The sequence below is a fragment of the Dactylosporangium sp. McL0621 genome (assembly GCF_049995355.1).
Lineage (GTDB): Bacteria > Actinomycetota > Actinomycetes > Mycobacteriales > Micromonosporaceae > Dactylosporangium.
On sequence record NZ_CP188259.1, the window covers coordinates 842,014 to 866,787 of the forward strand.

Here is a 24,774-nt window from a genome sequence, read left to right on the forward strand (position 1 = left end):
CATGATCGACTCCGCCGATTTTTTGGCGTCGGCTAAAATGAGTTTTGAAAAGACAGCGGGCCCGACGGCTGGGATGTGCGCTCGTTCGCCAGGGGGCGCGGTTCGTCGTCCTTCCGGATTTCACTCCTAGCGGGTCGTCCAACCGGCCAACCACGCACGTCGCGGAGCCCTTGAGGTCGGCGTCGCGCCGGCGGCCAGGGGTCCGACCCGGGCCCTTGGCGCCGCACCGGCGGCCAGGGTCCGACCCGGGGCGCGGCCTGGGGCGCGGTCACGCCAGTCCGGCCGGGGCTCCTCCCAGGCGCGCGGTCACGCCACCCGGGCCGCGCGGTCACGCCACTCCGGCCGCGGGTTACCGGCTTGACGGCTTGCGGTCGGCATGACGGCTCAACGGCTCGCCTGCTTGCGGCCGGTCCGCGGGTCTGCCGGCTTCAGCTTTGCGCGGGCCGCCGGCGGTCAAGGGCCGGCGGCCTGATGGAACGGGCCGCGTCAGGATTTCAGGCGGCGCAGCAAATCGATGACGTCCGCCTCGTACTCGCGCCACTCGCGGTCCGGTTTGAAGCCCAGCTCTGCGTTGACCTGCAGCAACGGCTCGTTCTCCAAGGCGTTCCACGTCTGCACGTCCAGCAGGTGGGGCTCGGCCGCGCGCAGTTCGAACAGCATTCGGGCCTTGATCGCGCGGCTGATTCCGTAGCCGCGGTGGGTCGGGACCTCGATGGTGTCGTACTGGTCCGCGCGCGTCGGGCGCTGTGCCGGTACCACCACCTCGGTCAGGCCCGCGATCGTCTCCGACTGCTCGTGGACGGCCAGCACGATGTACGGCTTGAGCCCCCGCGCATGCAGCGTGCGCAGGCTCGCGGCCAGTCGTTCGGAGTCGTACGAGCTCGGGCGTAGGTCCAGGTCGTCCGCGACAGAGGCGCGTGCGACCTCCTTCGCCGTGGCGTAGCCGGCGTAGAGCTCCGGGGGCGGGCCGCCGGGGTAGTACTCGATGCGGTACCCCGCGCCGATCCCCGCCGCCATCTCGCCCAGCCGCAGCCAGTCCACGCCGGACAGGTCGAGCAGGTTGCGCATCTCGATGAACGCGCACTCGAACCCGTGGGCCTCGAAGAACTTGATGCTCGGGGTGCCGCCGATGACCTCGACGCCGACCGACTCGAAGCCCTCCTCGGCGGCGCGGCGAGCCACGGCGGACAGCAGCGTGGTGCCGACGCGGCCGCGGCGGGCGCTCGGCACCACCGAGAGCTCCAGCACGCCGATGTCCTCGAGCGCGAGCAGGCTCGCGTGGCCGAGAAGCTCGCCGCCGTCGGTCGTGGCCAGCCACGATGTGCGCCGCTCACCCGGCATGGTGACGCCGAGGTACTCCCGGAACATGGTCTCGCGCCACGGCGGATCCTCGGGCACATCGAGTGCCACGATGTCGTTCAGTGCCCGCAGCATCGCGTCGAGCTCGGCCGCGGGTGCGGTCCCTGGGTCCCACTCGCGCACCTTCACGCCCTAAGCCTGCCCTTGTTTGTGGCTGAGCGGAAGTACCAGAGCGCAGAGCGTGGCATTGATCTACCCTGCGGGCCGGTCCCGGTCATCCCTGCCGGTCTTTGCGCCCGTAGTCGTTGGTTGCGTTGAAGACAGCGGCGCGGTACTCCTCCGGCACGTTGTAAGCGTGGATCGCCGCGTTCCAGCCTTCCAATGTGGACAGGTCGCGGCCGTTCTCGCACAGGAACGCGGCGGCGGTCAGGGCGGCGTCGTCGATGTCGTTGATGTCGATCACCCCGTCGGCGTCGGCGTCGACGCCGTACTGCTTCCACGTCGCCGGCAGGAACTGCATCGGGCCGACCGCGCGGTCCCAGCTGCGGTCGGTGTCCAGCTGGCCCTGGTCGGTGTCGGCGATGGACTGCCGGCCGTTCTGCCCGTCCAGGGGCGGGCCGACGATCGGCGGGACGGAGCGGCCGTCGTCCTGCAGTACGGAGCCGCCGGTCTGGCCGTGGTCGGACTCGATCTTGCCGATGCCTGCGAGGGTGGTCCAGGTCAGGTGACACTTCGGGGTCGCGCGCGCGGCGGCGGCCTCCGCGTAGCCGTACGCCTGCAGCGCCACGACCGGAATCCTCAGCCGCACCGAGCGGGTGCCCGCCCACGCGCCGTAGACGTCGGCCGGCCGCTGGTGGGTGCCCGGCGGCGGGCTGAAGGTGGGTGAGGCGGACGGGTCCTCCGGCCGCGGGGCCTCACCCGTCTCGGGTGCTCCCGTGATTGGGGGGACGCCGTTGGTACCCCCAGGAGCCGGCGCCGACTCGGAAGCCTCCGCGCGCGGCTTGGACGCCGCGGGCACCACGACCGCGCCGGCGACCCCGGCCGCGGCGAGCAGCACCGCGAAGAGCACGCCGGGCAGCAGGAACCGGAAACCGGGCCGGGCCTTCGTCCGCTCCAGCCACTCCCGCCGCGCCGCCGCCCGGGCCGACTTCTCCGGCCGCGACTCGAGCACGTCCGCGTCGCCGCGCGAGCGCCGCAACTCGAAGCCGAAGCCGCGCGGGCTCCGCGACTCGGGCGTCCCGGGCTCGTCCCGCCGCGACTCGGCAGCGCCGGGCTCGTCCCGCGAGCGCCGCAACTCCAGCCAGCTGCGCCGCGGCCCGTCCCCCACCGCGTGTTTGGGCTGGTGGGGCGGCTTCGGCTCGCTGGCCTGGCTCAGGTCCGGCGCAAGGATCTCCACCGGCATCGTGTGCTCGTCCGGGGCCCTGGGGGCCGGGGGACGGATCACGGGGGCCGCGGGAGTGTCCATTGTGGTCGGTTGCTGGGCCTCCGGCTTCTCGTCGTCGCTTGCCACGCTCTCGAGTATTCCGAATTCCCGGGCGCGTGTCACCGTGGCATAGCCTGTGGGAATGCCACGTTACGAGTACCGCTGCCGGGCCTGCGGAGACACCTTCGAGGTGCAACGCCCGATGCGTGAAGCGAATGTGAAGGCCAGCTGTCCGGCCGGCCACGACGACACCGTGAAACTGCTGTCCACGATCGCGGTCGGGGGCGGCTCTTCCGGCGGGTCCGGCGCGATGCCCGGCCCGCCGGCCGGCGGCGGTTGCTGCGGCGGCGCCTGTGGTTGCTGAAACATTGTTACGGATGGGTTTCGGATTGCACCGGTAAAACGGCTTTGATGTTGTGTCCTGTCGTGCCACATCCGCTGCCGGAGTGTTGTCGTTACGTCACGCGAAACCCACTCAAGCTTTGCCTGTCATCGTTACTGACCAGCACGGATCGCCCCGGATGACCAATCCGGGATCGACCGTTTCTACGATGCGCGGGCCACTTGGTTGGGGAAATATGGGGCACGCCTGAATTAGGAAGGCGGAGGTTTCACGTGTCGGGGCGGACGCACCTGCCCAGCGGGCTGGTGACTTTCCTCTTCACCGACATCGAGGGCTCGACTCGTCTGGCCCAGATGCTCGGTGCGGGATACCGTCCGGTGCTCCACGAGCACCGGGAGGTGATTCGCCGCGCATTGTCCCAAGCGGACGGTGTGGAGCTCTTCACCGAGGGTGACTCGCTCTTCGTCGCCTTCGCCGACGCGGCCGCCGCCCTCGCCGCCTGCGCCGAGGCCCAGCGCGCGCTCGCCGCCCACGAGTGGCCGAGCCCCGAGGCCCGCCCGAAGGTCCGGATGGGCCTGCACACCGGCTTCGCCGAGCCCTACGGCGGGGAGTACACCTCCCCGGAGGTCCACCGCGCCGCCCGCGTCGCCGCCGCCGCCCACGGCGGGCAGGTCCTGTGCTCGGCCGCGACCGCCGCCCACGTCGGCCTGTCGTCCGCGGCCGCCCCGGTCGACCCGACCGACCCCTGCGTCGAGAACGGCCCGCTCGGCCACCGTGCGTGGCTACTCGACCTCGGCCTGCACCGCCTGCGCGGCTTCGACGGCTTCGAGCGCATCTTCCAGCTCGTCGCGCCCGGTCTCGACCGGCAGTTCCCGCGCCCGCGCACCATCGACGCGCCCGCCCACAACCTGCCCGTGCAGACCACCCGGTTCATCGGCCGGGCCACTGAGCGGGCCGCCGTGCGCGACCTCATCCACCGCCACCGCCTGGTCACCGTCGTCGGGGCCGGCGGCGCGGGCAAGACCCGGGTCGCGGTCGAGGCGGCCGGCGAGATCGTCGAGCGCTTCCGCGACGGCGTCTGGTTCGTCGACGTCAGCGCCGTGGCCACCGCCGACCTCGTCGACGTCAGCGTCGCCGCCGCCCTCGGCCTGCGCCCCGAGCCCGGCCGCGCCGTCGTGCAGACGATCGCCGACCACGTCCGCGACCGCCGGCTCCTCGTGCTGCTCGACACCTCCGACGCCCAGCTGCCCGCGGCCCGCCGGCTCGTCGCCCGCCTGCTGTCCGCGGGCCCCGAGGTGTACGTCCTGGCCACCTCCCGCGAGCCGCTCGGCCTGGCCGGCGAGGTCGTCTGGCGCATCCCGCCGCTGTCGGACGAGGCGGCCAGCGGCGGCGGCTTCAGCGACGCGGTGGCCCTGCTCGTCGACCGCGCCTCCGCGGCCCGCGGCGGCCGCCCGGTCGAGGCCGGCGACATCGCGCACCTCACCCGGGTCGCGAAGTCCCTGGAGGGGCTGCCGCTGGCCCTGGAGCTCGCCGCGGCCCGGCTTCGGCTGCTGTCGGTACCGCAGCTGGCCGACCGCATCGGCGACGTCCTGGGCACCCTGGACGCCGGCTCGGCCGCCGCGCTCGGAGAGGCCTCGGACCGGCACCGCACGATGCAGGCCGCGGTGGAGTGGTCGTACCGCACCCTCGACCAGCGCTCGGCCCGGCTCCTGCGCTGGCTGTCGGTCTTCGCCAGCCCCGTCGACCTGCCCGCGATCGAGTGGCTGCACGACGGCGACCCGCTCGACCCGCTGGCCACGCTCGTGGACAAGTCGCTGCTGCAGGCCGAGGCGGGCGCCACCAGCGCGACGTACCGGATGCTGGACCCGATCCGCGCGTACGCCGCCCGGCTGCTGGTCGAGGCGGGCGAGGAGGAGTCGGCCCGCGAGCGGCACGTCGCCTGGTGCCTGCAGGCGGCCCACGACGCGTACCTGGATCACGACGGGCGTCCGGTGACGCTCTCGCTGTACACCCTGGATCCCCTGGCCGACGAGCTGCGGGCCGCCCTGCACTGGACGGTGACCCGCGGCAGCGCTCGTCAGGGCCTGGCCGTCGCGGGCGCCCTCGACCAGTGGTGGCGCGAGCGCGGCCTGGTGCGCGAGGGCCGGATGTGGCTGTTCCGGCTGTACGAGCGGATCAGCGCGACCGGCGAGCCGGTTCCCGACGCCGAGCTGGCGGCGGCGTACCACATGCACTCCCTGCACGCGGGCGCCGACGGCGAGACGGTCGAGGAGCTGCGCTTCTCGCAGCGCGCCGAGTCCGCGGCCCGCCGCGCCGGCGATCCGGGCCTGATCGCGCGCATCCTCTCGGCCCGCGGTACCCCGCTGCTGGAGATGGGGCGCACCGAGGAGGCCGAGCGCCTGACCCGCGAGGTCATCACCTGGTCCGACGAGCAGGGCGTGGCCGGGGAGGCCCTGTCCGCCGTGTACGCCCTGGCCCAGCTCCTCTGGCGCCGCGGCGCCCTGGACGAGGCCGCGGACCTGCTGGCCAGCGCCCGCCCGCTGGAGAACAGCCGCCCGCTGGAGCGCGGCCGCCGCACGGTCGACATGGTGCTGGGCATGGTCGCCCTGTCCCGCGGCGACCTCGTGGCCGCCCACGACCACCTGATCGTGGCCCTGCGCTCGCGCATGACCCACGGCTTCCACCTGCGGGTCTGCGAGACGCTGAACGCCATGGCGGTCCGTTGCGCCCTGGCCGAGGACCTGGAGACCTCGGCGCGGCTCTTCGGCGCGGCCCAGTCGGCCCGGATCCGCCTGCGCTGCTCGAGCGGCGCGTTCGGCGCGTTCTGGACCGAGCAGCAGGCGGAGCTGCGCCAGTTGATGGGCGACGCGGCCTTCGACAGGGCCTACGCGGCCGGCGGTGCGCTGGGCCTGGAGGAGTCGGTGGCGCTGGCCCTGACCATAGAGCACCCGGACCTCATGGCCGGCTCGATCCGCTTCTCAACGGTCGAGTAGGGCACTCGCGGCCACCGCCTCCGCAAGCTCCGGTGAGTGAGCGGCCCTCCGCTTTCGCTGCGGACCACTCACTCCTCTTCGGGGTCCTGGTTGGCCTCGGCCCCGAGCACGTACGCCTGCATGGCAAGCTCGTCCCCGGCCGGCCACACGAACGCCGGCAGCTCGGCAGGCCCCAGCTCGCGCACGTAGCTCCAGAACGCCCGCACGGCCTCGCCCGGCGAGGCCGCCTCGATGGGCAGGTCGACGCTGACGAGGTAGGTCCGCCGCGGCGCGGGCGGGGCGGGCTCGATCTGCCTGGCGACGGCCACGAACTCGGCGTCGTCCAGCCGCCGCGTGCGATCCCCGAACGCGCCCGCGGGGAGCGGAGAGTCGAGCAGCCGCACCGTGTACTGCACCCGCCCGTCCCGGTCGACCCGTCCCAGCCCGAACACGACGGGCTCATCGCCCCCGGCCACCAGCAGCGCCTCGTCGCCCGGAGCGAGCTCGGGTGCGGTCAGCCCACCGGCGCCGTACACCCGCTCGTTCGCGTACTGCTCCCCGGAGACCACGACGACCCACTTAGCCATGGCCCAATTCCATCACGCCCGCCCGCCGGCCCTCCGCTCGCTTCGGACAGGCCCACGCCGCAGCCTCCGCTTCGCCCCGGACCGATCACGGCACCTCCACGAAACACCCGGCGACGTGATCGTTCACCATCCCGGTCGCCTGCATCAGCGCATACGCCGTAGTCGGCCCCACGAAGCGGAACCCGCGCTTCTTGAGTTCCTTCGCCATCGCCTTCGACTCCGCCGTCACGGCCGGCACCTGAGAGAAGTCCGAGGGGCGCGCCGGGCGCGGGTCGGGCGCGAACGACCACAGCAGCGCGGCGATCCCGCCGGGTAACTCGGCCGCCGCGCGGGCGTTCGCGATCGACGCCTCGATCTTCGCCCGGTTGCGCACGATCCCCGCGTCGGCCAGGAGCCGGTCGACGTCGGACTCCCCGAACGCGGCGACCTTCTCGATCTCGAACCCGGCGAACGCCGTGCGGAACGAGGGGCGCTTGCGCAGGATGGTGATCCAGGACAGCCCGGACTGGAACGCCTCGAGGCACATGCGCTCGAAGAGCCCGTTGTCGTCGCGGACCGCCCGTCCCCACTCGTTGTCGTGATAGTCCAGGTAGTCCGGGGTCGAGGCGCCCCAGCCGCACCGGGCCCGCCCGTCCGCTCCCACCACCACGTCGCTCATGCCCAGCAAACTACTCCGGGGGTGTGACAAAAAATCCGGACTCCACCAGCCGGGCGAACCGGCGCAGCGCCCCGGTCAGCCCCGCCTTCGAGCCGGGCCACAGCAGCGGCCACGCGAACTTGCCGGCGTTGCCGGCCGGCAGGTGCAGCCACTCGTGCCAGACCACCTGGGTGCGGTTCGCGCCCAGCTGGGTGCAGCGCAGCACGCCGGGCCCGCGCAGCACCTTGCCGTGGTGTACCACCCGGATCTCGAACGGCGGGTCGACCTTCACGACGCGCATGAGGTCGCGCACGGTCGCGGGTCCGACCTGCGTCACGGCCTCGACCTGGCTGCCCTCGCCGCCGTCGCCGGAGAGCACCCGGACCCTCGTGAACGGGATCCACTCGCCCTGCCGCGACCAGTCGGCGAGCGCGGCGAAGACACGATCGGCGGGGGCGGCCACGATCACCGTGGCCGTGACCTCGCCGGGCCCGGGCCGTGCGGCCTCGGCATAGTCGTCGCTCACTGCACCACCGGCGAGATCATTGCACCACCGGCGACGAGCGGTCCCACGAGTCGTCGTTGAGGGACGCGGACGACTCGTCGTCGGCCGGCTTGGCCGGGCCGCCCTCGATGACGTCGGCGTCCTCGACCGGGGCGACGGTCGGCGCCGCCCCCGCAGCGGCGGCCCCCGCGGCCGCGGCCTGGCGGGCGTCGCGCAGCGCGTCGGCGTCCTCCGGGCGGCCCTCGCGGAGCGCCTTGATCTCGGCCTCGAGGACCTGGATCAGCTCCTCCTTGTAGCCGATGTCGTACCCGGCGCGCCGCAGCGCGGTGTCGACCTGGTTCATCCGGTATCCCCGGACCACCGTGTCGAACCGGAGCTGGTTGACGTCACCCTCGACCAGCGGGCGTGACGACGGCAGCGGTACGGAGCGACCGTCGGGTTCATGTCCTTCGATTCCGGGGTCGTCACCGGTGATCAACAAGGACACGCCGAACCCGATGGCCCCGACAACCACAGCGGCGATCAACACCAGGAGGAACTCAGCCATAGGGGGAATCGTGGCACGCTGAGTACGCCTGGGCGAGCCCGGCACACCCATCTGTAGGAAAGACGGAGGTCATGCGATGTTTCGTCTGGGCGCCCGGCGCTTTGCCGACGGCGACTACGCGGTGATGGCGATCATCAACCGGACTCCGGACTCCTTCTTCGACCGCGGTGCAACTTTCGCCGAGGACGCCGCCCTGCGGGCCGTGGAGGTGGCGGTCGGCGAGGGCGCGGACATCGTCGACATCGGCGGGGTGAAGGCCGGGCCGGGCGAGACCGTCGACGCCGCCGAGGAGCTGCGCCGCACGCTGCCCACGGTCGAGAAGATCCGCGCGATGTTCCCCGAGGTGGTGATCTCGATCGACACCTGGCGGGCGGAGGTGGCCCGGGAGGTCGTGGCGGCGGGCGCGGACCTGATCAACGACACCTGGGCCGGTGCCGACCCCGCCCTGGCCGAGGTCGCCGCCGAGACGGGGGCGGGCCTCGTGTGCTCCCACGCCGGCGGCCTCACCCCGCGGACCCGTCCGCACCGCACGGCCTTCGCGGATCCGGTGGCTGATGTGGTACTGACGGTGACTGCTCTGGCGGAGCGGGCGCTCGCGCTCGGGGTACGCCGCGACGGCATCCTCATCGACCCGGCCCACGACTTCGGCAAGAGCACCCGCCACTCGCTGGCGATCACCAACCGGCTCGGCGAGCTGGTCGCGACGGGCTGGCCGGTGCTCGTGGCGCTGTCGAACAAGGACTTCATCGGCGAGACCCTCGACGTGCCCGTGGGGGAGCGGCTGGAGGGCACCCTCGCGGCGACGGCGGTCTCGGCCTGGCTGGGGGCCCGGGTGTTCCGCGCCCACCAGGTGCGCGAGACCCGCCGGGTGCTCGACACGGTGGCGGCGATTCGGGGCGACCGCCAGCCCGCGGTGGCGCGGCGGGGCCTGGCCTGAGGCAACCGGGCGGCTACGTCCAGCGCAGGATGTTCTTCCGCCACGCGTAGAGGATGCCGAGGAACAGCACGGCCACGAAGATCGCCATCTCGACGACGACCGCGCCCCCGTAGCCGGGCGTGTCGTACACGACCGCCCACGGGAAGAGGAACACGCTCTCCACGGCGAACAGTGCGTACAGGTAGGCGTACACGTAGTAGCGGATCTGGGCCTGCGCCCAGTCGCCGCCGACCGGGTCCAGCCCGCACTCGTACGTGTCGTACTTGGCGCCGGCCGCGGCCGCCCGGTCGGCCGAACGGCGCGGACCCAGCAGCCGGTTGGCCGTAAACGCGGCGACGAACACCGACGCTCCGACCAGGAGCAGAAGGCCGAGCGTCGCATATCCACCCAGATATCCGCTCATGCCACGCACCGTACATGCATCATCACGATCTCCGACATGCCGAAAACGCGAGTCTGTCTAGATAATGTGCCTCAGGTTTCTTGCCGGACTGCAAAAGAGCCCGGCCGGTGACCCACCAGACACGAGATCAGAAGGACACCCCTCATGGAAGCACCCTCGGGCCGCCGAACCACACGGCGGCTACGGGCCGGCTCCTTCGTGCTCCTGGCCACCGTCTGCTCGCTGCTCTTCGCCGCCCCGGCGTACGCGGAGCCGGGCGAGGGCGAGACCAGTACCGCTCCCGTCGAGACGCCCACCACCGACGCCCCGACGCCGGACCCGACCACCGATGCGCCCACCGAGGTCCCGGCCACCACCGAGGCCCCGCCGCCGCCCCCGCCGACGACCGCCGCCCCGCCGCCCCCACCGACGGCCGTGCACCGGTTCAAGATGACCGTGAGCACCGTGTCGCTCGGCGACGCGTACTGGCAGGGCGACGGCTCCGGCGAGCTCGTCATTGCGATCAAGAACACCGGCGAGAACGTCGGCAAGGACACCGTCACCGGCTTCTACGCGCTGCCGAGCGGGGCCCAGGCCACCGGGGCGTACGGCACCGGCGGCTGCGCCGTGGCCCCCGCCGCGCTGAGCTTCAGCTGCTCGCTGCCCGAGCAGGGGCTGGGCCAGGTCGTGGTGAAGGTCGACGTCGACGCGGGCGCCTGGAAGACCATCGGGCTCGGCCAGGTCACCGCCGCGATCGGGCCGTACCAGCGGATCGTCCCGATCTCCTTCGCGTTCACCACGCCGCCCACGCCGGGCATCGAGCTGAACACGTCGGCCCCCGAGCTGCCGGCCGCCGCCACGGCCCAGGACGAGTCGTTCCAGCTCGCGGTGCGCCTGCGCAACACCGGCGCGGCCCGGGCCCCGGGTGCGGTCGAGATCGTCACGCCGCCCGGTGTGGACCTTGTCACGTTCCCCTCCGCCTGCCGCTCACACCGGCGCATCGGCGCCGACCGGGACCGCTGTGAGCTGGGCGACATCGCGCCCGGCAAGGAGATCTCGGCCGCTTTCGGGATGGCGGTCAGCGCCGCCGCGCGCGCTGAGCTGCCGCTGACCGGGGCGGTCCACGGGTACCTCGCGCCGGCCGGGCTGAACGTCCTCGAGACCCGGTACGACTACAAGATCACCGCGCCCCCGCTGGCCGGCGCGGATGCCCCGCTGCCGACCTCGGCGCCGCCGTCCCCGGCCGCCCAGCGGACCTTCGAGACCGACTTCAGCCTGAGCCGGCAGTCGAACGACGACGGCGGGCAGCTGTCCAGCCTGCCGATCGTCGGCGGCCTGGTCGGGCTGGTCGCGATCATCGTCGGGCTGGTCGTGCTGTCGGTGCGACGGCGCATGCGCGACGACGCCAAGGACGGCGACGAGCTCGGCGCCGACGAGGTCGAGGACGTGGTGCTCGTCCCGGCCCAGAGCGGCGGCCCGACCGGCCCGTCGGCGGCGCTGACCCGCTCACCGATCCCGCGCTCGCTGACCCTGCCGCGCCTGCCCGACGGCCCGACCGCCGGCTCCGGCTTCCGGGACCGCGAGCAGCCCGCCGACGAGGACGAGGGCTGAGCCCGGCTTCCGGGACCGCGAGCAGCCCGCCGACGAGGACGAGGGCTGAGCCCGGCTTCCGGGACCGCGAGCAGCCCGCCGACGAGGACGAGGGCTGAGCCCGGCTTCCGGGACCGCGAGCAGCCCGCCGACGAGGACGAGGGCTGAGCCCGGCTTCCGGGACCGCGAGCAGCCCGCCGACGAGGACGAGGGCTGAGCCCGGCTTCCGGGACCGCGAGCAGCCCGCCGACGAGGACGAGGGCTGAGCCCGGCTTCCGGGACCGCGAGCAGCCCGCCGACGAGGACGAGGGCTGAGCCCGGCTTCCGGGACCGCGAGCAGCCCGCCGACGAGGACGAGGGCTGAGCCCGGCTTCCGGGACCGCGAGCAGCCCGCCGACGAGGACGAGGGCTGAGCCCGACTTGCGTGACGGCGGGCAGCCCGCCCGCGAGGACGAAGACTGAGTCGGCGACCGCGAGCAGCCCGCCGACGAGGGCGACGACTGACCCCCGGCTGACCGGAAACTGACTGTTTGGCGCGTATTCGCGGACCCCGCACACCTCGGCGACCTGCGCAATGACCAAAGTCGCAGCATCGGTGCCCGAGAGGGCACATGCGACGAAGGCATGGCGCTGCCGCCGACGTACCCTCAGGGTGTAGACAACCCATCCGCCGCCACAGGAGGTCAGCTCACGTGACCAAGCAGGTCCGCCAACTGGATCGAGTGGTCATCAGGTTCGCTGGCGATTCCGGCGACGGCATGCAGCTCACCGGTGACCGCTTCACGTCCGAGACCGCGCAGCTCGGCAACGACATCTCGACGCTGCCCAACTTCCCCGCCGAGATCCGGGCCCCCGCCGGGACCCTGCCGGGCGTGTCGAGCTTCCAGGTGCACTTCGCCGACTTCGACATCCTCACGCCCGGCGACGCGCCGAACGTGCTCGTGGCGATGAACCCGGCGGCTCTGAAGGCGAACATCGCCGACCTGCCCAAGGGCGCGTCGATCATCGTCAACACCGACGAGTTCACCAACCGCAACCTCGCCAAGGTGGGCTACGCGGCCAACCCGCTCGAGGACGGCTCGCTGGAGGGCTGGAACGTCGCCCCGGTCGGCCTGACCTCGATGACGGTGAAGGCCCTGGAGTCGTTCGCGATCTCCAAGAAGGACGCCGAGCGGGCCAAGAACATGTTCGCGCTCGGCCTGCTGTCGTGGATGTACTCGCGCCCGCACGAGTCCACGCTGTCGTTCCTGGAGCGCAAGTTCGCCTCGCGCCCGGAGCTCGTCGCCGCGAACGTCGCCGCCTTCAAGGCCGGCTGGAACTTCGGCGAGACCACCGAGAACTTCGCGGTGCGCTACGAGGTCAAGCCCGCACGCATGGTGGCGGGCAACTACCGCAACATCACCGGCAACGCGGCGCTCGCCCTGGGCGTGGTGGCGGCGGGGGTACGGTCGCGGCTGCCCGTGTTCCTGGGCGCCTACCCGATCACGCCGGCCTCCGACATCCTGCACGAGCTGAGCAAGCACAAGAAGTTCGGCGTGACCACCGTGCAGGCCGAGGACGAGATCGCGGCGATCGGCGTGGCCCTGGGCGCCTCCTACGGCGGTGCGCTCGGCGTGACCACCACCTCCGGTCCCGGCGTCGCGCTCAAGGGCGAGACGATCTCCCTGGCCGTCGCGCTGGAGCTGCCGCTGCTGATCATCGACGTGCAGCGCGCCGGCCCGTCGACGGGCCTGCCGACCAAGACCGAGCAGGCCGACCTCAACATGGCCCTGTACGGGCGGCACGGCGAGGCCCCGGTCGCGGTGCTCGCGCCCCGCTCGCCCGCGGATTGCTTCAACACCGCGCTCGAGGCGGCCCGCATCGCGCTGACGTACCGCACCCCGGTGATCCTGCTCTCCGACGGGTACATCGCCAACGGCTCCGAGCCGTGGCGCCTGCCGGACGTCGACGAGCTGCCCGACCTGCAGGTCGAGTTCGCGACCGCGCCCAACGGGGAGGACGGCAAGACCTTCCTGCCGTACCTGCGCGACCCGAAGACGCTCGCCCGCCCGTGGGCCGTCCCCGGCACGCCCGGCCTCGAGCACCGCATCGGCGGTCTGGAGAAGGCCGACAAGACCGGCGACATCTCCTACGACCCGGCCAACCACGACTTCATGGTGCGCACCCGCGCGGCCCGCATCGAGGGCATCGAGGTGCCCGACGTCGAGGTCGAGGACCCGGACGGCACCGCCCGCGTGCTGGTGCTGGGGTGGGGCTCGACCTACGGTCCGATCGGCGCCGCCGCCCGTGCGCTGCGCCAGCGCGGCCTGGCCGTGGCCCAGGCGCACCTGCGCCACCTCTCGCCCATGCCGAAGAACCTCGGCGCGGTGCTCAAGTCCTACGACAAGGTCGTGATCCCGGAGATGAACCTCGGCCAGCTCGCCGGGGTCATCCGCTCGCGCTACCTGGTCGACGCCATCGCCTACAACCAGGTCCGCGGCCTGCCGTTCACCGCGTCCGAGCTGGAGGGCGTGCTCGAGGAAGTGGTCAAGAATGCCTGAGCCAATGGAGTCCAACGGCACCGGGGCGCAGACAAGGTCTACGTCTTTGAAGCTGACGACCAAGGACTTCAAGTCCGACCAGGAGGTCCGCTGGTGCCCCGGCTGCGGGGACTACGCGATCCTGGCGGCCGTCCAGTCGTTCATGCCCGAGCTCAACATCCCGCGCGAGCGGATCGTGTTCGTCTCTGGCATCGGATGCTCCTCGCGCTTCCCGTACTACATGAACACGTACGGCATGCACTCGATCCACGGCCGCGCGCCGGCGATCGCGTCGGGCCTGTCCGTGTCCCGCCCGGACCTGTCGGTCTGGGTCGTCACCGGTGACGGCGACGCGCTGTCCATTGGCGGCAACCACCTGATCCACGCGCTGCGCCGCAACGTCAACCTGAAGATCCTGCTGTTCAACAACAAGATCTACGGGCTGACCAAGGGGCAGTACTCGCCCACCTCCGAGGTCGGCAAGGTCACCAAGTCGACCCCGGCCGGCTCGGCCGACTCGCCGTTCAACCCGATCTCCCTGGCCCTGGGCGCCGAGGCGAGCTTCGTCGCGCGGACCATCGACTCCGACCGCAAGCACCTGCAGTCGGTGCTGCGCGCCGCGGCCGAGCACCGCGGATCGGCGTTCGTGGAGATCTACCAGAACTGCAACATCTTCAACGACGGCGCGTTCGACGCCCTCAAGGAGCCGGCGACCCGCGACGACTGGCTGATCCGTCTCGAGCACGGCCGGCCGATCACGTTCGGCAAGGACGGCGAGTGGGCGGTGACCCACCCGCCCGGCGGCTTCGGCCTGTCCGTGGTGCCGACCGCCGAGGTCGCGCCCGACGAGATCGTGGTGCACGACCAGGCGGTGGCCGAGCCGGCGTACGCGTTCGCACTGTCCCGCCTGCCCGGCCTCGACCTGCGCAACACCCCGATCGGCGTGTTCCGCTCCGTGGATCGGCCCGCGTACGACGACGTCGTCCGCGACCAGCTCGTCACGGCCCAGGCCAAGGCCAAGGGCACGCCCGACGAGGAGCTCGGCGCGCTCCTCAACAGCGGCGACACCTGGACGATCCTGTAGCGAAGATCCTGTCGCGAAGGAGCCATCGCCGCCGGCGACTCAGGCGGCGGTGGTCTCCAGCCAGCGGGTCAGCGTGCGCACGCCCCAGCCCGTGGCGCCCTTGGTGAGCTCGCCGTCGCCGGAGTCGGCCCACGCGGGCGAGGACATGTCGAAGTGCGCCCAGCGGTCCCGCAGCGGGCCGGTGAACTCGCGCAGGTAGAGCGCGGCCAGCAGCGAGCCCGCGCCGATGTCGGTCGAGTTGATGATGTCGGTGAGGTCGCCGCGGATCTCCTCGGCGTAGTCCTCGTTCAGCGGCATCCGCCACACCGACTCGCCGCTAGCCTCGGCCGCGGCCGCGAGGTCGCCGGCGAGGGTGTCGCTGTGGCTGTACATCGCGGCGGTCCGCTTGCCCAGCGCGACCCCCTGGGCGCCGGTCAGCGTGGCCAGGTCGATCATCACGTCGGGGCGCAGCCGGCGCACCGCGTAGGCCATCGCGTCGCCGAGCACCAACCGGCCCTCGGCGTCGGTGTTGAGGATCTCCGACGTGATGCCGCCGTAGTGCGTGACGACGTCGCCGGGGCGCATGCTGTCGGCGCCGAGCGCGTTCTCGGCCAGCGGGGCCAGCGCGGTGATCCGCACCGGCAGGCGCATCGCGGCGGCGGCGAGGGTCGCGCCGATGACCGCGGCCGCGCCGCCCATGTCCTTGCGCATGAGCTTCATCCCGGCCAGCGGCTTGATGCACACCCCGCCGGTGTCGAACGTGATGCCCTTGCCGACCAGCACCACGTGCCGCCGCGCGCTGCGCGGGCGCCAGGACAGCTCGACCAGGCGCGGGCCGCGCTCGGCGGCCGCGCCCTGCCCGACCGTGAGGATCGCGTTGAAGCCGTGCTCGCGCAGGTAGCCGGGCTCGCGGACCTCGACCGTCAGCCCCGGCACGCCGGCGGCGGCCTTGACCACCTGCTTGGCGAACCAGGCCGGCGTCTTGCGGTCGCTGGGCATGTTGGTCAGGTCGCGGGCCAGGGTCGTGGCGGTGACGACCGCCCGGGCCTGCTCCAGGGCGGCGGTGCGCTCGTCGCTCGCCGGGAGCGCCACCGTGACGCGCCGCAGCGGGTCGGGGTCGGCCTCGGCGATGCGGAAGCGGTACGACGCCAGCCACAGCCCCTCGGCCAGGGCGCGGATCGCGGCGGGTGCGGTGTCGGCCGGCACCAGCACCCGCAGCGCGGACTCGGAGCGCGCCGACCGGGCCAGCGCCGCGCCCGCGGCCCGCCAGCCGGCCTCGTCGCCGTCGCCGACGCCGGTGAACAGCAGCGGCGAGGGCTTGCGCCCGGGCCGCGGCAGCTTGTGCACGGTGCCGGCCGACCCGGAGTGCTCGACGTCCTGCAGGAACGCCGCGCACTCGGCCAGGTCGGCCGCACCGAACTGCAACAGGTCGAGGCTGGATTCGGGGTCGCCGGACATCACCACGACGGCGACCGCGCCGGAGGAGCCGCGGCCCGTGGCGAACCTGATGTCCAGCAAGGGGACCCTCCATCTTTCGGCGCAGTTCCTGCGCACCACGACGGGAGCGACCGCACGCCGGCCGCTCCTCCCAACCCAGTCAACCCGAAAGCGGAGCCGTATGCAGGAAGACTCAGCCGGTGGCCGTCTTCAGCGCCTCGCTGAGCTCGTTGGCCTCATCCTTGGTCATCTCGACGACGAGCCGCCCACCACCCTCGAGCGGGACGCGCATGACGATGCCGCGGCCCTCCTTGGTGACCTCCAGCGGACCGTCGCCTGTCCGCGGCTTCATGGCCGCCATGTTGTCTCCCTTCGCTTCCTGATGTACCCAGACATCAGGTGGCACAGCCGTCCCCGCATGCCCGGCACGCCTGCTCACGGGGCCTCGACCGGACCCGTGGACTCCGTGAGACACGCACCAACCGATGATTTTCCCTGATGATGGCCCCAAGACCCAAACCGGGGCGCGATCCTTGTGACAACTCCTGGCGGAAAATGCCGGTCAACTGTCACAATAAGCGGCCATGCAGGCCCGGTCCGCCCTCTTTGATCTCTATGGCGACCATCTCCGCCCGCGCGGTGGGCGGGCCGCCGTCGCCGCTCTCGTGCGCCTGCTCGCTCCCCTCGGCATCGCCGCGCCGGCCGTGCGCACCGCGGTGTCACGGATGGTCCGGCAGGGCTGGCTGCACCCCCTACGGTTGCCGACCGGCCCCGGCTACGGCATCACCCCCAAGGCGGCACGCCGCCTCGACGCCGCCGGCGCCCGCATCTACCGCACCCAGCGGCCCGGCGGCCCCGGGGGCGCATGGTCCGGCCGCTTCGATCTCATCACGCTGGAAGCGCCCGCGCACCGCGGCGCGCGGGCGAGACTGGTGGCGAACCTCGGATTCCTCGGCTACGGCTCGATCGACGGCGCCACGTGGATCGCGCCGCGCCCGGGCGAGGGCATCGACGCGTTGCTCACGGAGGCCGGTGTGCGCTACGACCGCTTTACGGCGGAGCATTCCGGCGGTACCGATGGGGCGGTGAACCTGGTGGCCCGGGCCTGGGACCTCGACGCGATCGCCGCGGCCTACGGCGAGTTCGTCGAGCGCCTCACGCCGCTGGTGCACTCCGTCGGGCCGGCCACCCCCGACGAGCAGGCGTACGCGGTCCGGTTCACGCTGGTCCACGCCTGGCGCGCGTTCCTCTTCCGCGACCCCCAGCTGCCGCCGCAGCTGCTGCCCCCGCGTTGGGCCGGCACCGCGGCGGCGGCCTTCTTCGACCACCACGCCCACCGGCTGCGCCCCGCCGCGGACCGGTTCGTGGACGCCTGCCTGACCCTCTGACGCCTGGAGCCCGCAATGGACCTGCTCGTCGAACGCACCGAGACCGGTGTGGCGATCCTGACCCTCAACCGCCCCGACGCCCTCAACTCGCTGACCGACGCGCTGAAGGTGGCCCTGCGCGACACCCTCGCCGACGTGGCCGCGGACGAGTCGGTGCGCGCCGTGGTCCTCACCGGCGCCGGCCGCGCCTTCTGCGGCGGCCAGGACCTGCGCGAGCACGCCGGCTCCCTCGACGCCGGCACCGGCTCGTCGCTGTCGACCGTCACCGAGCACTACAACCCGATCGCCACGACGCTGGCCGGGATGCCGAAGCCGGTCGTGGCCGCGGTCAACGGGATGGCCGCCGGGGCCGGGGCGTCGCTGGCCCTGCTCGCCGACTTCCGGGTGGGCGGCCCGCGGACCGCGTTCCTGATGGCCTTCGCGAACGTCGGCCTGGCCGGCGACACCGGCATCTCGTGGAGCCTGCCGCGGATCGTGGGCCACGCGAAGGCGACCGAGCTGCTGCTGCTGGCCGAGCCGGTCAAGGCCGAGGCCGCCGCCGCCCTGGGGATGCTCACCCGCCTGGCCGAGTCCGACGAGGACGTGCTGCCGACGGCCGTGGAACTGGCCGACCGCCTCGCCGCCGGCCCGACCGTCGCGTACGGCCAGATCAAGCGCGAACTGGCCGCCGGCGGCGCGGGCTCGCTGGCCGACGCCCTGGCCGTGGAGGCGCAGGCCCAGACCGCCTGCGGCCACACCGCGGACCACCGCAACGCCACGGCCGCCTTCGTCGCCAAGCAGAAGCCGGTCTACGAGGGCCGCTGAAACTTCATCAAGCGGCCTTCCTCAGGCGGCTTTCTTCAAGCAAGGCTGAACCGCGCCTGACGTGTCTCGTACAAACAGGCCATAGCCTGGGGTCCATGGCCGATCGTGAAAAGGTTGCACATCTGCTGCGCCGGGCGACGTTCGGGCCGACCGCGGAGGAGGTCGACGCCGCCGAGGCCAAGGGCCCGGCGGCGACCCTGGACGCCCTGTTCGCCCCGGCCGAGCCCGACGCGGGCGCGGCCCGGACCCCGATGCCGAAGCTCGGCCCGGTCATCAACGAGAAGTCCGACCGCGCCGAGCAGATCCGCACCGTCGGCGCCTGGTGGCTGGACCGCATGGTGCAGGCCGAGCACCAGGTGCACGAGAAGCTGACCTTCTTCTGGCACGGGCACTGGGCCACGTCCGCCGACAAGGTCAAGTCCGGCCCGCTGATGCTCGGCCAGCAGCAGACCCTGTTCCGCACGGCGCTGGGCGGCTTCGCCACCCAGGTGCACGCGATGCTGCGCGACCCCGCGCTCATCATCTGGCTGGACGGGCAGAAGAACACCGAGAAGGCCCCGAACGAGAACCTCGCCCGCGAGCTCATGGAGCTCTTCACGCTGGGCGTGGGCCACTACACCGAGCCGGACGTGCGGGCCGGCGCGCGGGCGCTGACCGGCTGGGTCGTGGACCAGAAGGCCGGCACGGCGACGCTCAACGCCAAGCGCCACGACGGCGGGTCCAAGACGATCCTCGGCCGGACCGGCAACTACGACGCCGACGGGTTCGCGGACCTCCTGCTGGCCGAGCCGGCCTGCCCCGAGTTCATCGCGCGGCGGCTCTGGCTGCGCTACGCCAGCGACGCGGCCATTCCCGACGACGTCCTCGCCCGCGTCCGGTCGCAGCCGACGACCGCCGCGATGCTGCGCGAGGTGCTCGCCGCCGACGGCCACGCCGAGCTGGTCAAGCAGCCGGTGGAGTGGCTGGTCGGGGCGCTGCGGCAGCTCCAGCTGCGCCCCGGCGAGCTCACCGACGCCCAGCGCAAGCAGCTGCTCGGCGGCCTGACCCAGCTGGGCCAGGTCCCGCTGCGCCCGCCGAGCGTGGGCGGCTGGCCCGCCGGCGCGGCCTGGCTCACGACCTCGGCGACGCAGGCCCGCATCAAGCTGGCCCAGAGCCTGGCCGCGCGGGCCCCGCAGCCGGTGCTGGACCGCCTGACCGCCGCGCCCGCGGCGCAGCGCCCGGCCGCCCTGGCCCGGCTCCTGGTGGTCGACAAGTTCACCGACCGCACGCTGGCCGCGCTGACCCCGGCCGCGAACGACGCCCGCCGCCTGCTGACCCTGGGCCTGGCCAGCCCCGAGTACGCCATCAACTGAGAGGAGGCGACATGGACGCCCTGACCCGTAGGAAGTTCCTGATCGCCAGCGGCGTGGCCGGCGGCGCGGCCCTGGCCGCCGGGGGCGCCTGGACGCTGCGCGACGTCTTCGACACCGCCACCTGGGACGACCGCCCCGGCGACGCCCGGACGCTCGTGCTCGTCACCCTCTACGGCGGCAACGACGGCCTGGCCAACGTCATCCCGTACGCCGACCCGGCCTACGCCCCCGCCCGCCACGGGCTCGCCTACCGGCCCGAGGAGGTGCTGAAGCTCGACGACGCGCTGGGCCTCAACCCCGGCCTCGCCGGACTCAAGCGCATGTTCGACGCGAAGAAGCTCGCCATCGTCCGCGGCGTCGGCTACCCCAAGCCCGACCACAGCCACTTCCGGTCCATGGACATCTGGCAGACCGCCCAGCCCGACCGGCCCGGCAACACCGGCTGGCTGGGCCGCTGGCTGGACGCGTTCGGCGGCGACCCGCGCCACGCGGTCTCCTTCGAGCCCGTGCTCCCGCCGCTGCTGGCCGGCGCGACGACCGCCGGGGCCGCCGTGCCGGTCACCGGCCTGACGCTGCCCAACGGCGTCAAGCCCGAGGTGCTCACCGCGTTCGGCCGGTCCTCCGACGGCGAGCCGCCGCTGCAGGCCCGGGCCGCCCGCGCCTTCGCCGACCTGGTCGAGGTGGACGCCCTGATCCACAGCGTCGACGACCACGACGGCGACGAGGACACGTCCACCTCCTCCGGCACCGCCACCGGCGGCCGCTCCGACCTCAAGACCCAGCTCGACCTCGTGGCCCGCTGCGTCGAGGCGAACGTGGCCACCCGCGTCTTCTCCGTCTCCCTCGGCGGCTTCGACCTGCACGCGGAGGAGCGCAACTCCCAGGAGATCCTGCTCAAGCTCCTGGACTCCGCGCTCACCACGTTCGCCGACCGGATGGCCAAGACCGAGGCCGGCCGCAAGGTCGTCATCGCCGTCTACTCCGAGTTCGGCCGCCGCGTGGCCGCCAACGGCTCCGACGGCACCGACCACGGCACCGCCTCGAACATGTTCATCCTCGGCAGCCCGGTGCGCGGCGGCCTCTACGGCGAGCAGCCCGGCCTCGCCGACCTCGACAACGGCGACCTGAAGTTCACGACCGACTTCCGCAAGGTCTACGCGACCCTGCTGCACGACGTGCTCGACGCCGACCCGGCGCAGATCCTGGGCTACCAGGACCGGCTCGAGGGCATCCTCTGACCCGCGACGGGCCCGGCGGGTGCCCGCCCGCGACGGGCGGGCCGGTGATCGGCCCGGCCCGTCGCCGGCTCGGCTCAGCCCACGACGGCCTCCGCCGGGGCCGCCCGCGCCGTGAGCGGGGGCCGGGTGCTCCCCGGCGCCGGGCGCGGCCGCCGCACCGCGGGCGGGCGCGACCGCCGCCGCTCGGCCCGCTCGCGCTCCTTGCGGTCCTCCTCCAGCCATGTCAGGGCGGTCCGGCAGGTGTACGCCCACCACCCGATGTAGGGCCCGTAGCGCTCCCGCAGCTCCTGCGGCGAGGGCACGGCGTCGCCGTAGACCGCGCGGGCCGTGTGCGCGTACTGATCCATCTCCAGCGGCACCGCATCCGGCCGCCCGAGCGCCCGCAGCAGGAGCGCGTGGGCCGTGTAGCCCCCGATGCCGCGCACCGCCAGCAGCGCGTCGCGGGCCCGCTCGTAGGGGCCGGTGCGCAGCAGCTCCTCGTCGATCGCGGCGACGCCGCCGAGCACCTGCACCAGCCGCTCGGCCTTGTGCGGCGCCCCGGCGTAGGGCAGCGCCTCGGCCGGGGTGAGCCGCGCGAGCCGGGCGAGGTCGGGCAGCGCGGTGAACTCCTCGCCGGCCGCCCGCACCATCGTGCCCAGGTGGAGGGTGAGGCGGCGCTTGCGCAGGGTCGCGTACCACTGGGTGGAGTTCTGCAGCAGTGTGAAGTACACCACTCCCTCGGCGAGACTCGAGAACCGCACCTGGTGCAGGCCCCGGGCGACCTCGAACAGGGGCCGGACGGGCCCGTCGGCCCCGGCGCGGCGCAGGAACTCCGCGCGGTCGTCGTCCAGCCCCAGCCAGTCGCCGACCCGGCCCCGCACGGCGTCGAGGGCGGGCCCGTCGAGCGGCTCGGCGCTGAACACGGTCAGGGCGGCGCCCGGCGCGCCGTCGTCGCGCTCGGCGACCTCGACCACGACCGCCGCGTCCGGGTCGGCCGGGTGCGGGAAGGCGCGGCGCACCGTGCCGCCGGGGTCGAGCGAGATGTCGCGCCGCCCGGGCCGGAAGCCGGCGAGCGCGCGCAGGGAGCAGTCGAGGTCATAGGGGGCGGTGGCGGACAGGATCGTGCGGGTGATGATGCCGAGTTCGGTCATGGAGGCATCTTCGAACACAGGTACGACAGTTCCGGGCCGCCGCCCGCCGATCGCTACTGTGCGCGAGCGGCGATCAGCAGGCCGTCACCGAGGGGGAGGAGGGCGGGGATCCACGCCTCGCTCTCGCGCAGCGACTTGACCGCCTCCCGCAGCAGTACCGTCTCCGCGTCCCGCACCGTGGGATCGCTGACCCGGCCGCCGGCCAGGGCGTCGGCCAGGGCCAGGGTGCCGCCCGGGCGCAGGAGCCGCTCGGCCGCGGCGATCACCGGACCGTACTCGCTGGGGTCGTGGTCGACGAAGACCAGGTCATAGGCCCGGTCGGCCAGCCGCGGCAGCACGTCGAGCGCGCGGCCGGTGATGATCCGGGCCCGGGACGGCGGGTTGCCCGCGGCCGAGAAGACCCGCCGGGCGACGCGCTGGTGCTCGGCCTCGAAGTCGATCGTGGTGAGCACCCCGTCGCGGCGCATCCCGCGCAGCAGCCAGCCGCCGCTCACCCCGGTGCCGGTGCCGACCTCCACGACCGCCTTGGCGTTGCTCACCGCCGCGATCACCCGCAGCGCCGCCCCGCAGCCCCGGCTCACCGCGCTGATGCCGAGCTCGAACGCCTGCTCGCGAGCGGCCGCGAGCACCGGGTCCTCGGCGACGAAGCCGTCGATGAAGTCAGCCGTCCGGGCGGAGGTGGTAATGGGGCACCCCTTAAGAGAAGTCGATTGACCGCAAGCCTAGGAGACCTCGCCCGCGCATGCTTGCGGCCGGGGCGTGTAATGCTGGATGCGAAACGGACGGAGGAGCCGATCGTGACAGACGGTTCGGCCTGGCGTCAGCCGGGCCCCGGCGCACCGGCCAGCCCCACCGGCTGGGGGCCGCGCCCAGCGTGGGCCACGCCCAACGCGCCCCAGGCCGCAGGGCCGCAGCCCGCGCCCAACACCTGGTGGTCCGACGCCCTGTCCGACCCGTGGCGCGACCCGGACGCCCCGGTCGTGGTGGTCAAGCCGCCCGCCGACGAGGCGCCCGCGCTCGAGAAGCCGCCACCGCCGTCGGCCGGCCCGCGGGTCGGCATCGGCCTGGTCCTCGTCGTGTCGATCGTGACCGCGCTGCTCGCCGGTGCGCTCGGCGGCACCCTCGGCTACGTCTTCGCGGTCGGCGGGGGTGGCAGCACCCTCGGCGGCGGCCAGCTCGGCAACGCCCCGCTGAACAACCGCGCCCCGGAGTCGATCGCCGGGCTGGTCAAGAAGGTGCTCCCGAGCGTCGTCACGATCAGCGTCCGGGTCGGCAACGGCACGTCCCTGGGCTCGGGCTTCGTCGTCAGCGGCGACGGCCACGTGATCACCAACAACCACGTCGTCGAGGGCAGCGCCGGCACCGCGACCGTCCGCTTCAGCGACTCGACCGTGGCCGGGGCGACCGTCGTGGGCACCGACCCGGAGTCCGACATCGCCGTGCTCAAGATCGACACCAACGGCCTGCCCGAGGGCAAGCTGGCCCCGGTCGAGTTCGGCAACTCCGACTCGGTGCAGGTCGGCGACCCGGTCGTCGCGGTCGGCGCCCCGCTGGGGCTGACCAGCACGGTGACGTACGGCGTGGTCAGCTACCTCGACCGCCCCATCCGCACCAGCGAGGGCGGCACGGCGCGGTACTACTCGGCGATCCAGACCGACGCCGCCGTGAACCAGGGCAACTCGGGCGGCCCGCTGTTCGACGCGGCCGGGCGCGTGATCGGCATCAACTCCGTCATCGGCACCCTCTCCGAGGACCAGGCCAGCGCCGGCAACGTCGGGCTGGCCTTCGCCATCCCGATCAACCACGCCCGGCGCATCGCCACCGACATCATCAACACCGGCAAGGCGCGCCGCACGGTGATGGGCGTCCAGGTCGACACCTCCTACACGAACCCGGCCGGCGGGGCGCGCCTGTCCACGGTCGAGCCCACCGGGCCGGCCGGCTCCGGCGGGCTCAAGGCCGGCGACGTGGTCCTGGCCGTCAACGGCAAGCCGATCGACGAGTCGTGGGACCTCACCGCGCTGATCCGCAAGTACGCGCCGGGCGACACGGTGGAGATCCAGTACCTGCGGGGCGCGTCCCGGGCCAAGGCCTCGGTCACGCTGGTCGCCGACGCGAAGTGATCTGACCGGCGGCCCTCCCGGAACCGGCCCGGGAGTGCGTAGTCTGGCAGGCGAGAGCAAGGGGAGGGCCGGCACATGGGCTTCGACATCGGCGGCTGGGAAGTTCTGGTCATCATCCTGGTCGGGGTGTTCATCTTCGGGCCGGACCGCCTGCCCAAGGCGATCAGCGACGGCGTGAAGATGCTGCGCCAGGTGCGCCAGATGGCGCGCAACGCCACCGGCGACCTGAGCAAGGAGCTCGGCACCGACATCCAGCTCGAGGACCTGCACCCGAAGACGTTCCTGCGCAAGCACCTCCTCAGCGAGGAGGACGAGGCCGCGCTGCGCAAGCCGCTGCAGGGCATCTACGACGACGTGCGCGGGGTCGCCGACCAGGTCAAGCGCGACGCCCAGGACGCCGCGGCGGCCGCCAAGAACGTGGGCAAGGACGCGGTCGCCCCGGTGACGGCGCCCACCCCGCAGCCGGCGGTGCGCGCCTCCTGGGACGACGTGACCTGA

23 protein-coding genes are annotated in these 24,774 nt (G+C 73.0%); 12 read left to right on the forward strand and 11 right to left on the reverse strand.

Annotated elements, in window-relative coordinates:
• Positions 1 to 486: 486 nt before the first annotated feature.
• Both ACPPVO_RS03910 and ACPPVO_RS03915 read right to left on the reverse strand, forming a co-directional pair.
• On the reverse strand, positions 487 to 1,434 hold the full coding sequence (locus ACPPVO_RS03910; protein ID WP_426514527.1) for a GNAT family N-acetyltransferase: 948 nt from the start codon (positions 1,432 to 1,434) through the stop codon (positions 487 to 489).
• 139 nt (positions 1,435 to 1,573) lie between these two features.
• Complete coding sequence (locus tag ACPPVO_RS03915; RefSeq protein ID WP_426509916.1) at positions 1,574 to 2,809, reverse strand: lytic murein transglycosylase; 1,236 nt, start codon at positions 2,807 to 2,809, stop codon at positions 1,574 to 1,576.
• Positions 2,810 to 2,864: 55 nt separating this feature from the next.
• Here ACPPVO_RS03915 and ACPPVO_RS03920 point away from each other — a divergent pair, with 55 nt between their 5' ends.
• Together ACPPVO_RS03920 and ACPPVO_RS03925 are read left to right on the forward strand one after the other, a co-directional pair.
• Positions 2,865 to 3,086, forward strand: a complete 222-nt coding sequence (locus ACPPVO_RS03920; RefSeq protein WP_426509917.1) for an FmdB family zinc ribbon protein — start codon at positions 2,865 to 2,867, stop codon at positions 3,084 to 3,086.
• A gap of 251 nt (positions 3,087 to 3,337) precedes the next feature.
• Positions 3,338 to 6,058 carry an adenylate/guanylate cyclase domain-containing protein gene (locus tag ACPPVO_RS03925; RefSeq protein WP_426509918.1) on the forward strand — a complete coding sequence of 907 codons (2,721 nt, stop codon included), beginning with the start codon at positions 3,338 to 3,340 and terminating at the stop codon, positions 6,056 to 6,058.
• A 68-nt stretch (positions 6,059 to 6,126) separates the two neighbouring features.
• Here ACPPVO_RS03925 and ACPPVO_RS03930 read toward each other — a convergent pair whose 3' ends face one another.
• The 4 genes from ACPPVO_RS03930 to ACPPVO_RS03945 all read right to left on the reverse strand — a co-directional run bounded on the left by ACPPVO_RS03930 (position 6,127) and on the right by ACPPVO_RS03945 (position 8,313).
• Positions 6,127 to 6,624, reverse strand: a complete 498-nt coding sequence (locus tag ACPPVO_RS03930; protein ID WP_426509919.1) for a hypothetical protein — start codon at positions 6,622 to 6,624, stop codon at positions 6,127 to 6,129.
• Positions 6,625 to 6,709: 85 nt separating this feature from the next.
• Positions 6,710 to 7,282, reverse strand: a complete 573-nt coding sequence (locus ACPPVO_RS03935; protein ID WP_426509920.1) for a DNA-3-methyladenine glycosylase I — start codon at positions 7,280 to 7,282, stop codon at positions 6,710 to 6,712.
• Between the two features lie 10 nt (positions 7,283 to 7,292).
• Entirely contained in the window at positions 7,293 to 7,787 is a 495-nt protein-coding gene (locus tag ACPPVO_RS03940) for an SRPBCC family protein (protein ID WP_360386058.1), read from the reverse strand.
• Positions 7,788 to 7,803: 16 nt separating this feature from the next.
• Positions 7,804 to 8,313, reverse strand: coding sequence for a DivIVA domain-containing protein (locus ACPPVO_RS03945; protein WP_426509921.1), 510 nt, complete (start codon positions 8,311 to 8,313; stop codon positions 7,804 to 7,806).
• Between the two features lie 76 nt (positions 8,314 to 8,389).
• Here ACPPVO_RS03945 and folP point away from each other — a divergent pair, with 76 nt between their 5' ends.
• Complete coding sequence (folP, locus tag ACPPVO_RS03950) at positions 8,390 to 9,250, forward strand: dihydropteroate synthase (RefSeq protein ID WP_426509922.1); 861 nt, start codon at positions 8,390 to 8,392, stop codon at positions 9,248 to 9,250.
• Positions 9,251 to 9,263: 13 nt separating this feature from the next.
• Here folP and ACPPVO_RS03955 read toward each other — a convergent pair whose 3' ends face one another.
• On the reverse strand, positions 9,264 to 9,653 hold the full coding sequence (locus ACPPVO_RS03955) for an NADH-quinone oxidoreductase subunit A (RefSeq protein WP_426509923.1): 390 nt from the start codon (positions 9,651 to 9,653) through the stop codon (positions 9,264 to 9,266).
• A gap of 144 nt (positions 9,654 to 9,797) precedes the next feature.
• On the opposite strand from ACPPVO_RS03955, the gene ACPPVO_RS03960 reads away from it, so the two are divergent.
• From ACPPVO_RS03960 to ACPPVO_RS03970, 3 genes are all read left to right on the forward strand, one after another.
• A complete protein-coding gene (locus ACPPVO_RS03960) occupies positions 9,798 to 11,243 on the forward strand; it encodes a hypothetical protein (RefSeq protein WP_426509924.1) in 1,446 nt (481 codons plus the stop codon).
• 671 nt (positions 11,244 to 11,914) lie between these two features.
• On the forward strand, positions 11,915 to 13,762 hold the full coding sequence (locus tag ACPPVO_RS03965) for a 2-oxoacid:acceptor oxidoreductase subunit alpha (RefSeq protein WP_426509925.1): 1,848 nt from the start codon (positions 11,915 to 11,917) through the stop codon (positions 13,760 to 13,762).
• A gap of 4 nt (positions 13,763 to 13,766) precedes the next feature.
• Positions 13,767 to 14,825, forward strand: coding sequence for a 2-oxoacid:ferredoxin oxidoreductase subunit beta (locus ACPPVO_RS03970; protein WP_426514528.1), 1,059 nt, complete (start codon positions 13,767 to 13,769; stop codon positions 14,823 to 14,825).
• A 39-nt stretch (positions 14,826 to 14,864) separates the two neighbouring features.
• Here ACPPVO_RS03970 and ACPPVO_RS03975 read toward each other — a convergent pair whose 3' ends face one another.
• Positions 14,865 to 16,262 carry a leucyl aminopeptidase family protein gene (locus ACPPVO_RS03975; RefSeq protein WP_426514529.1) on the reverse strand — a complete coding sequence of 466 codons (1,398 nt, stop codon included), beginning with the start codon at positions 16,260 to 16,262 and terminating at the stop codon, positions 14,865 to 14,867.
• 172 nt (positions 16,263 to 16,434) lie between these two features.
• The gene (locus ACPPVO_RS03980) at positions 16,435 to 16,602 is read right to left on the reverse strand and encodes a DUF3117 domain-containing protein (RefSeq protein ID WP_081971220.1); all 168 of its coding nucleotides are present in this window, start codon (positions 16,600 to 16,602) and stop codon (positions 16,435 to 16,437) included.
• A gap of 223 nt (positions 16,603 to 16,825) precedes the next feature.
• Here ACPPVO_RS03980 and ACPPVO_RS03985 point away from each other — a divergent pair, with 223 nt between their 5' ends.
• The 4 genes from ACPPVO_RS03985 (at position 16,826) to ACPPVO_RS04000 (ending at position 21,023) form a co-directional block, all read left to right on the forward strand.
• Positions 16,826 to 17,629 (forward strand): PaaX family transcriptional regulator, encoded by an 804-nt coding sequence (locus ACPPVO_RS03985; RefSeq protein ID WP_426509926.1) that lies wholly within the window; start codon positions 16,826 to 16,828, stop codon positions 17,627 to 17,629.
• A 15-nt stretch (positions 17,630 to 17,644) separates the two neighbouring features.
• The gene (locus tag ACPPVO_RS03990) at positions 17,645 to 18,433 is read left to right on the forward strand and encodes an enoyl-CoA hydratase-related protein (RefSeq protein ID WP_426509927.1); all 789 of its coding nucleotides are present in this window, start codon (positions 17,645 to 17,647) and stop codon (positions 18,431 to 18,433) included.
• Positions 18,434 to 18,528: 95 nt separating this feature from the next.
• Positions 18,529 to 19,785, forward strand: a complete 1,257-nt coding sequence (locus ACPPVO_RS03995; protein ID WP_426509928.1) for a DUF1800 domain-containing protein — start codon at positions 18,529 to 18,531, stop codon at positions 19,783 to 19,785.
• A gap of 11 nt (positions 19,786 to 19,796) precedes the next feature.
• Positions 19,797 to 21,023: a DUF1501 domain-containing protein gene (locus tag ACPPVO_RS04000; protein WP_426509929.1), complete on the forward strand. Its 1,227-nt coding sequence runs from the start codon at positions 19,797 to 19,799 to the stop codon at positions 21,021 to 21,023.
• A 74-nt stretch (positions 21,024 to 21,097) separates the two neighbouring features.
• Here the strand turns inward: ACPPVO_RS04000 and ACPPVO_RS04005 are convergent, their stop codons facing one another.
• Together ACPPVO_RS04005 and ACPPVO_RS04010 are read right to left on the reverse strand one after the other, a co-directional pair.
• Positions 21,098 to 22,153, reverse strand: a complete 1,056-nt coding sequence (locus tag ACPPVO_RS04005; protein WP_426509930.1) for a hypothetical protein — start codon at positions 22,151 to 22,153, stop codon at positions 21,098 to 21,100.
• Positions 22,154 to 22,206: 53 nt separating this feature from the next.
• Positions 22,207 to 22,809 carry an O-methyltransferase gene (locus ACPPVO_RS04010; RefSeq protein WP_426514530.1) on the reverse strand — a complete coding sequence of 201 codons (603 nt, stop codon included), beginning with the start codon at positions 22,807 to 22,809 and terminating at the stop codon, positions 22,207 to 22,209.
• Positions 22,810 to 22,950: 141 nt separating this feature from the next.
• Here ACPPVO_RS04010 and ACPPVO_RS04015 point away from each other — a divergent pair, with 141 nt between their 5' ends.
• Both ACPPVO_RS04015 and tatB read left to right on the forward strand, forming a co-directional pair.
• Positions 22,951 to 24,276 carry a trypsin-like peptidase domain-containing protein gene (locus ACPPVO_RS04015; protein ID WP_426509931.1) on the forward strand — a complete coding sequence of 442 codons (1,326 nt, stop codon included), beginning with the start codon at positions 22,951 to 22,953 and terminating at the stop codon, positions 24,274 to 24,276.
• 75 nt (positions 24,277 to 24,351) lie between these two features.
• Positions 24,352 to 24,774 carry a Sec-independent protein translocase protein TatB gene (gene tatB, locus ACPPVO_RS04020; protein WP_426509932.1) on the forward strand — a complete coding sequence of 141 codons (423 nt, stop codon included), beginning with the start codon at positions 24,352 to 24,354 and terminating at the stop codon, positions 24,772 to 24,774.

Excerpts from the sequence above, each read along its gene's own strand:
- ACPPVO_RS03910 (WP_426514527.1), bottom strand. The coding sequence starts at position 1,434 with ATGCTGCGGGCACTGAACGACATCGTGGCACTCGATGTGCCCGAGGAT.
- ACPPVO_RS03920 (WP_426509917.1), top strand. The coding sequence starts at position 2,865 with ATGCCACGTTACGAGTACCGCTGCCGGGCCTGCGGAGACACCTTCGAG.
- ACPPVO_RS03930 (WP_426509919.1), bottom strand. The coding sequence starts at position 6,624 with ATGGCTAAGTGGGTCGTCGTGGTCTCCGGGGAGCAGTACGCGAACGAG.
- ACPPVO_RS03935 (WP_426509920.1), bottom strand. The coding sequence starts at position 7,282 with ATGAGCGACGTGGTGGTGGGAGCGGACGGGCGGGCCCGGTGCGGCTGG.
- ACPPVO_RS03945 (WP_426509921.1), bottom strand. The coding sequence starts at position 8,313 with ATGGCTGAGTTCCTCCTGGTGTTGATCGCCGCTGTGGTTGTCGGGGCC.
- folP (WP_426509922.1), top strand. The coding sequence starts at position 8,390 with ATGTTTCGTCTGGGCGCCCGGCGCTTTGCCGACGGCGACTACGCGGTG.
- ACPPVO_RS03955 (WP_426509923.1), bottom strand. The coding sequence starts at position 9,653 with ATGAGCGGATATCTGGGTGGATATGCGACGCTCGGCCTTCTGCTCCTG.
- ACPPVO_RS03960 (WP_426509924.1), top strand. The coding sequence starts at position 9,798 with ATGGAAGCACCCTCGGGCCGCCGAACCACACGGCGGCTACGGGCCGGC.
- ACPPVO_RS03970 (WP_426514528.1), top strand. The coding sequence starts at position 13,767 with ATGGAGTCCAACGGCACCGGGGCGCAGACAAGGTCTACGTCTTTGAAG.
- ACPPVO_RS03975 (WP_426514529.1), bottom strand. The coding sequence starts at position 16,262 with ATGTCCGGCGACCCCGAATCCAGCCTCGACCTGTTGCAGTTCGGTGCG.
- ACPPVO_RS03980 (WP_081971220.1), bottom strand. The coding sequence starts at position 16,602 with ATGGCGGCCATGAAGCCGCGGACAGGCGACGGTCCGCTGGAGGTCACC.
- ACPPVO_RS03985 (WP_426509926.1), top strand. The coding sequence starts at position 16,826 with ATGCAGGCCCGGTCCGCCCTCTTTGATCTCTATGGCGACCATCTCCGC.
- ACPPVO_RS03990 (WP_426509927.1), top strand. The coding sequence starts at position 17,645 with ATGGACCTGCTCGTCGAACGCACCGAGACCGGTGTGGCGATCCTGACC.
- ACPPVO_RS03995 (WP_426509928.1), top strand. The coding sequence starts at position 18,529 with ATGGCCGATCGTGAAAAGGTTGCACATCTGCTGCGCCGGGCGACGTTC.
- ACPPVO_RS04000 (WP_426509929.1), top strand. The coding sequence starts at position 19,797 with ATGGACGCCCTGACCCGTAGGAAGTTCCTGATCGCCAGCGGCGTGGCC.
- ACPPVO_RS04005 (WP_426509930.1), bottom strand. The coding sequence starts at position 22,153 with ATGACCGAACTCGGCATCATCACCCGCACGATCCTGTCCGCCACCGCC.
- tatB (WP_426509932.1), top strand. The coding sequence starts at position 24,352 with ATGGGCTTCGACATCGGCGGCTGGGAAGTTCTGGTCATCATCCTGGTC.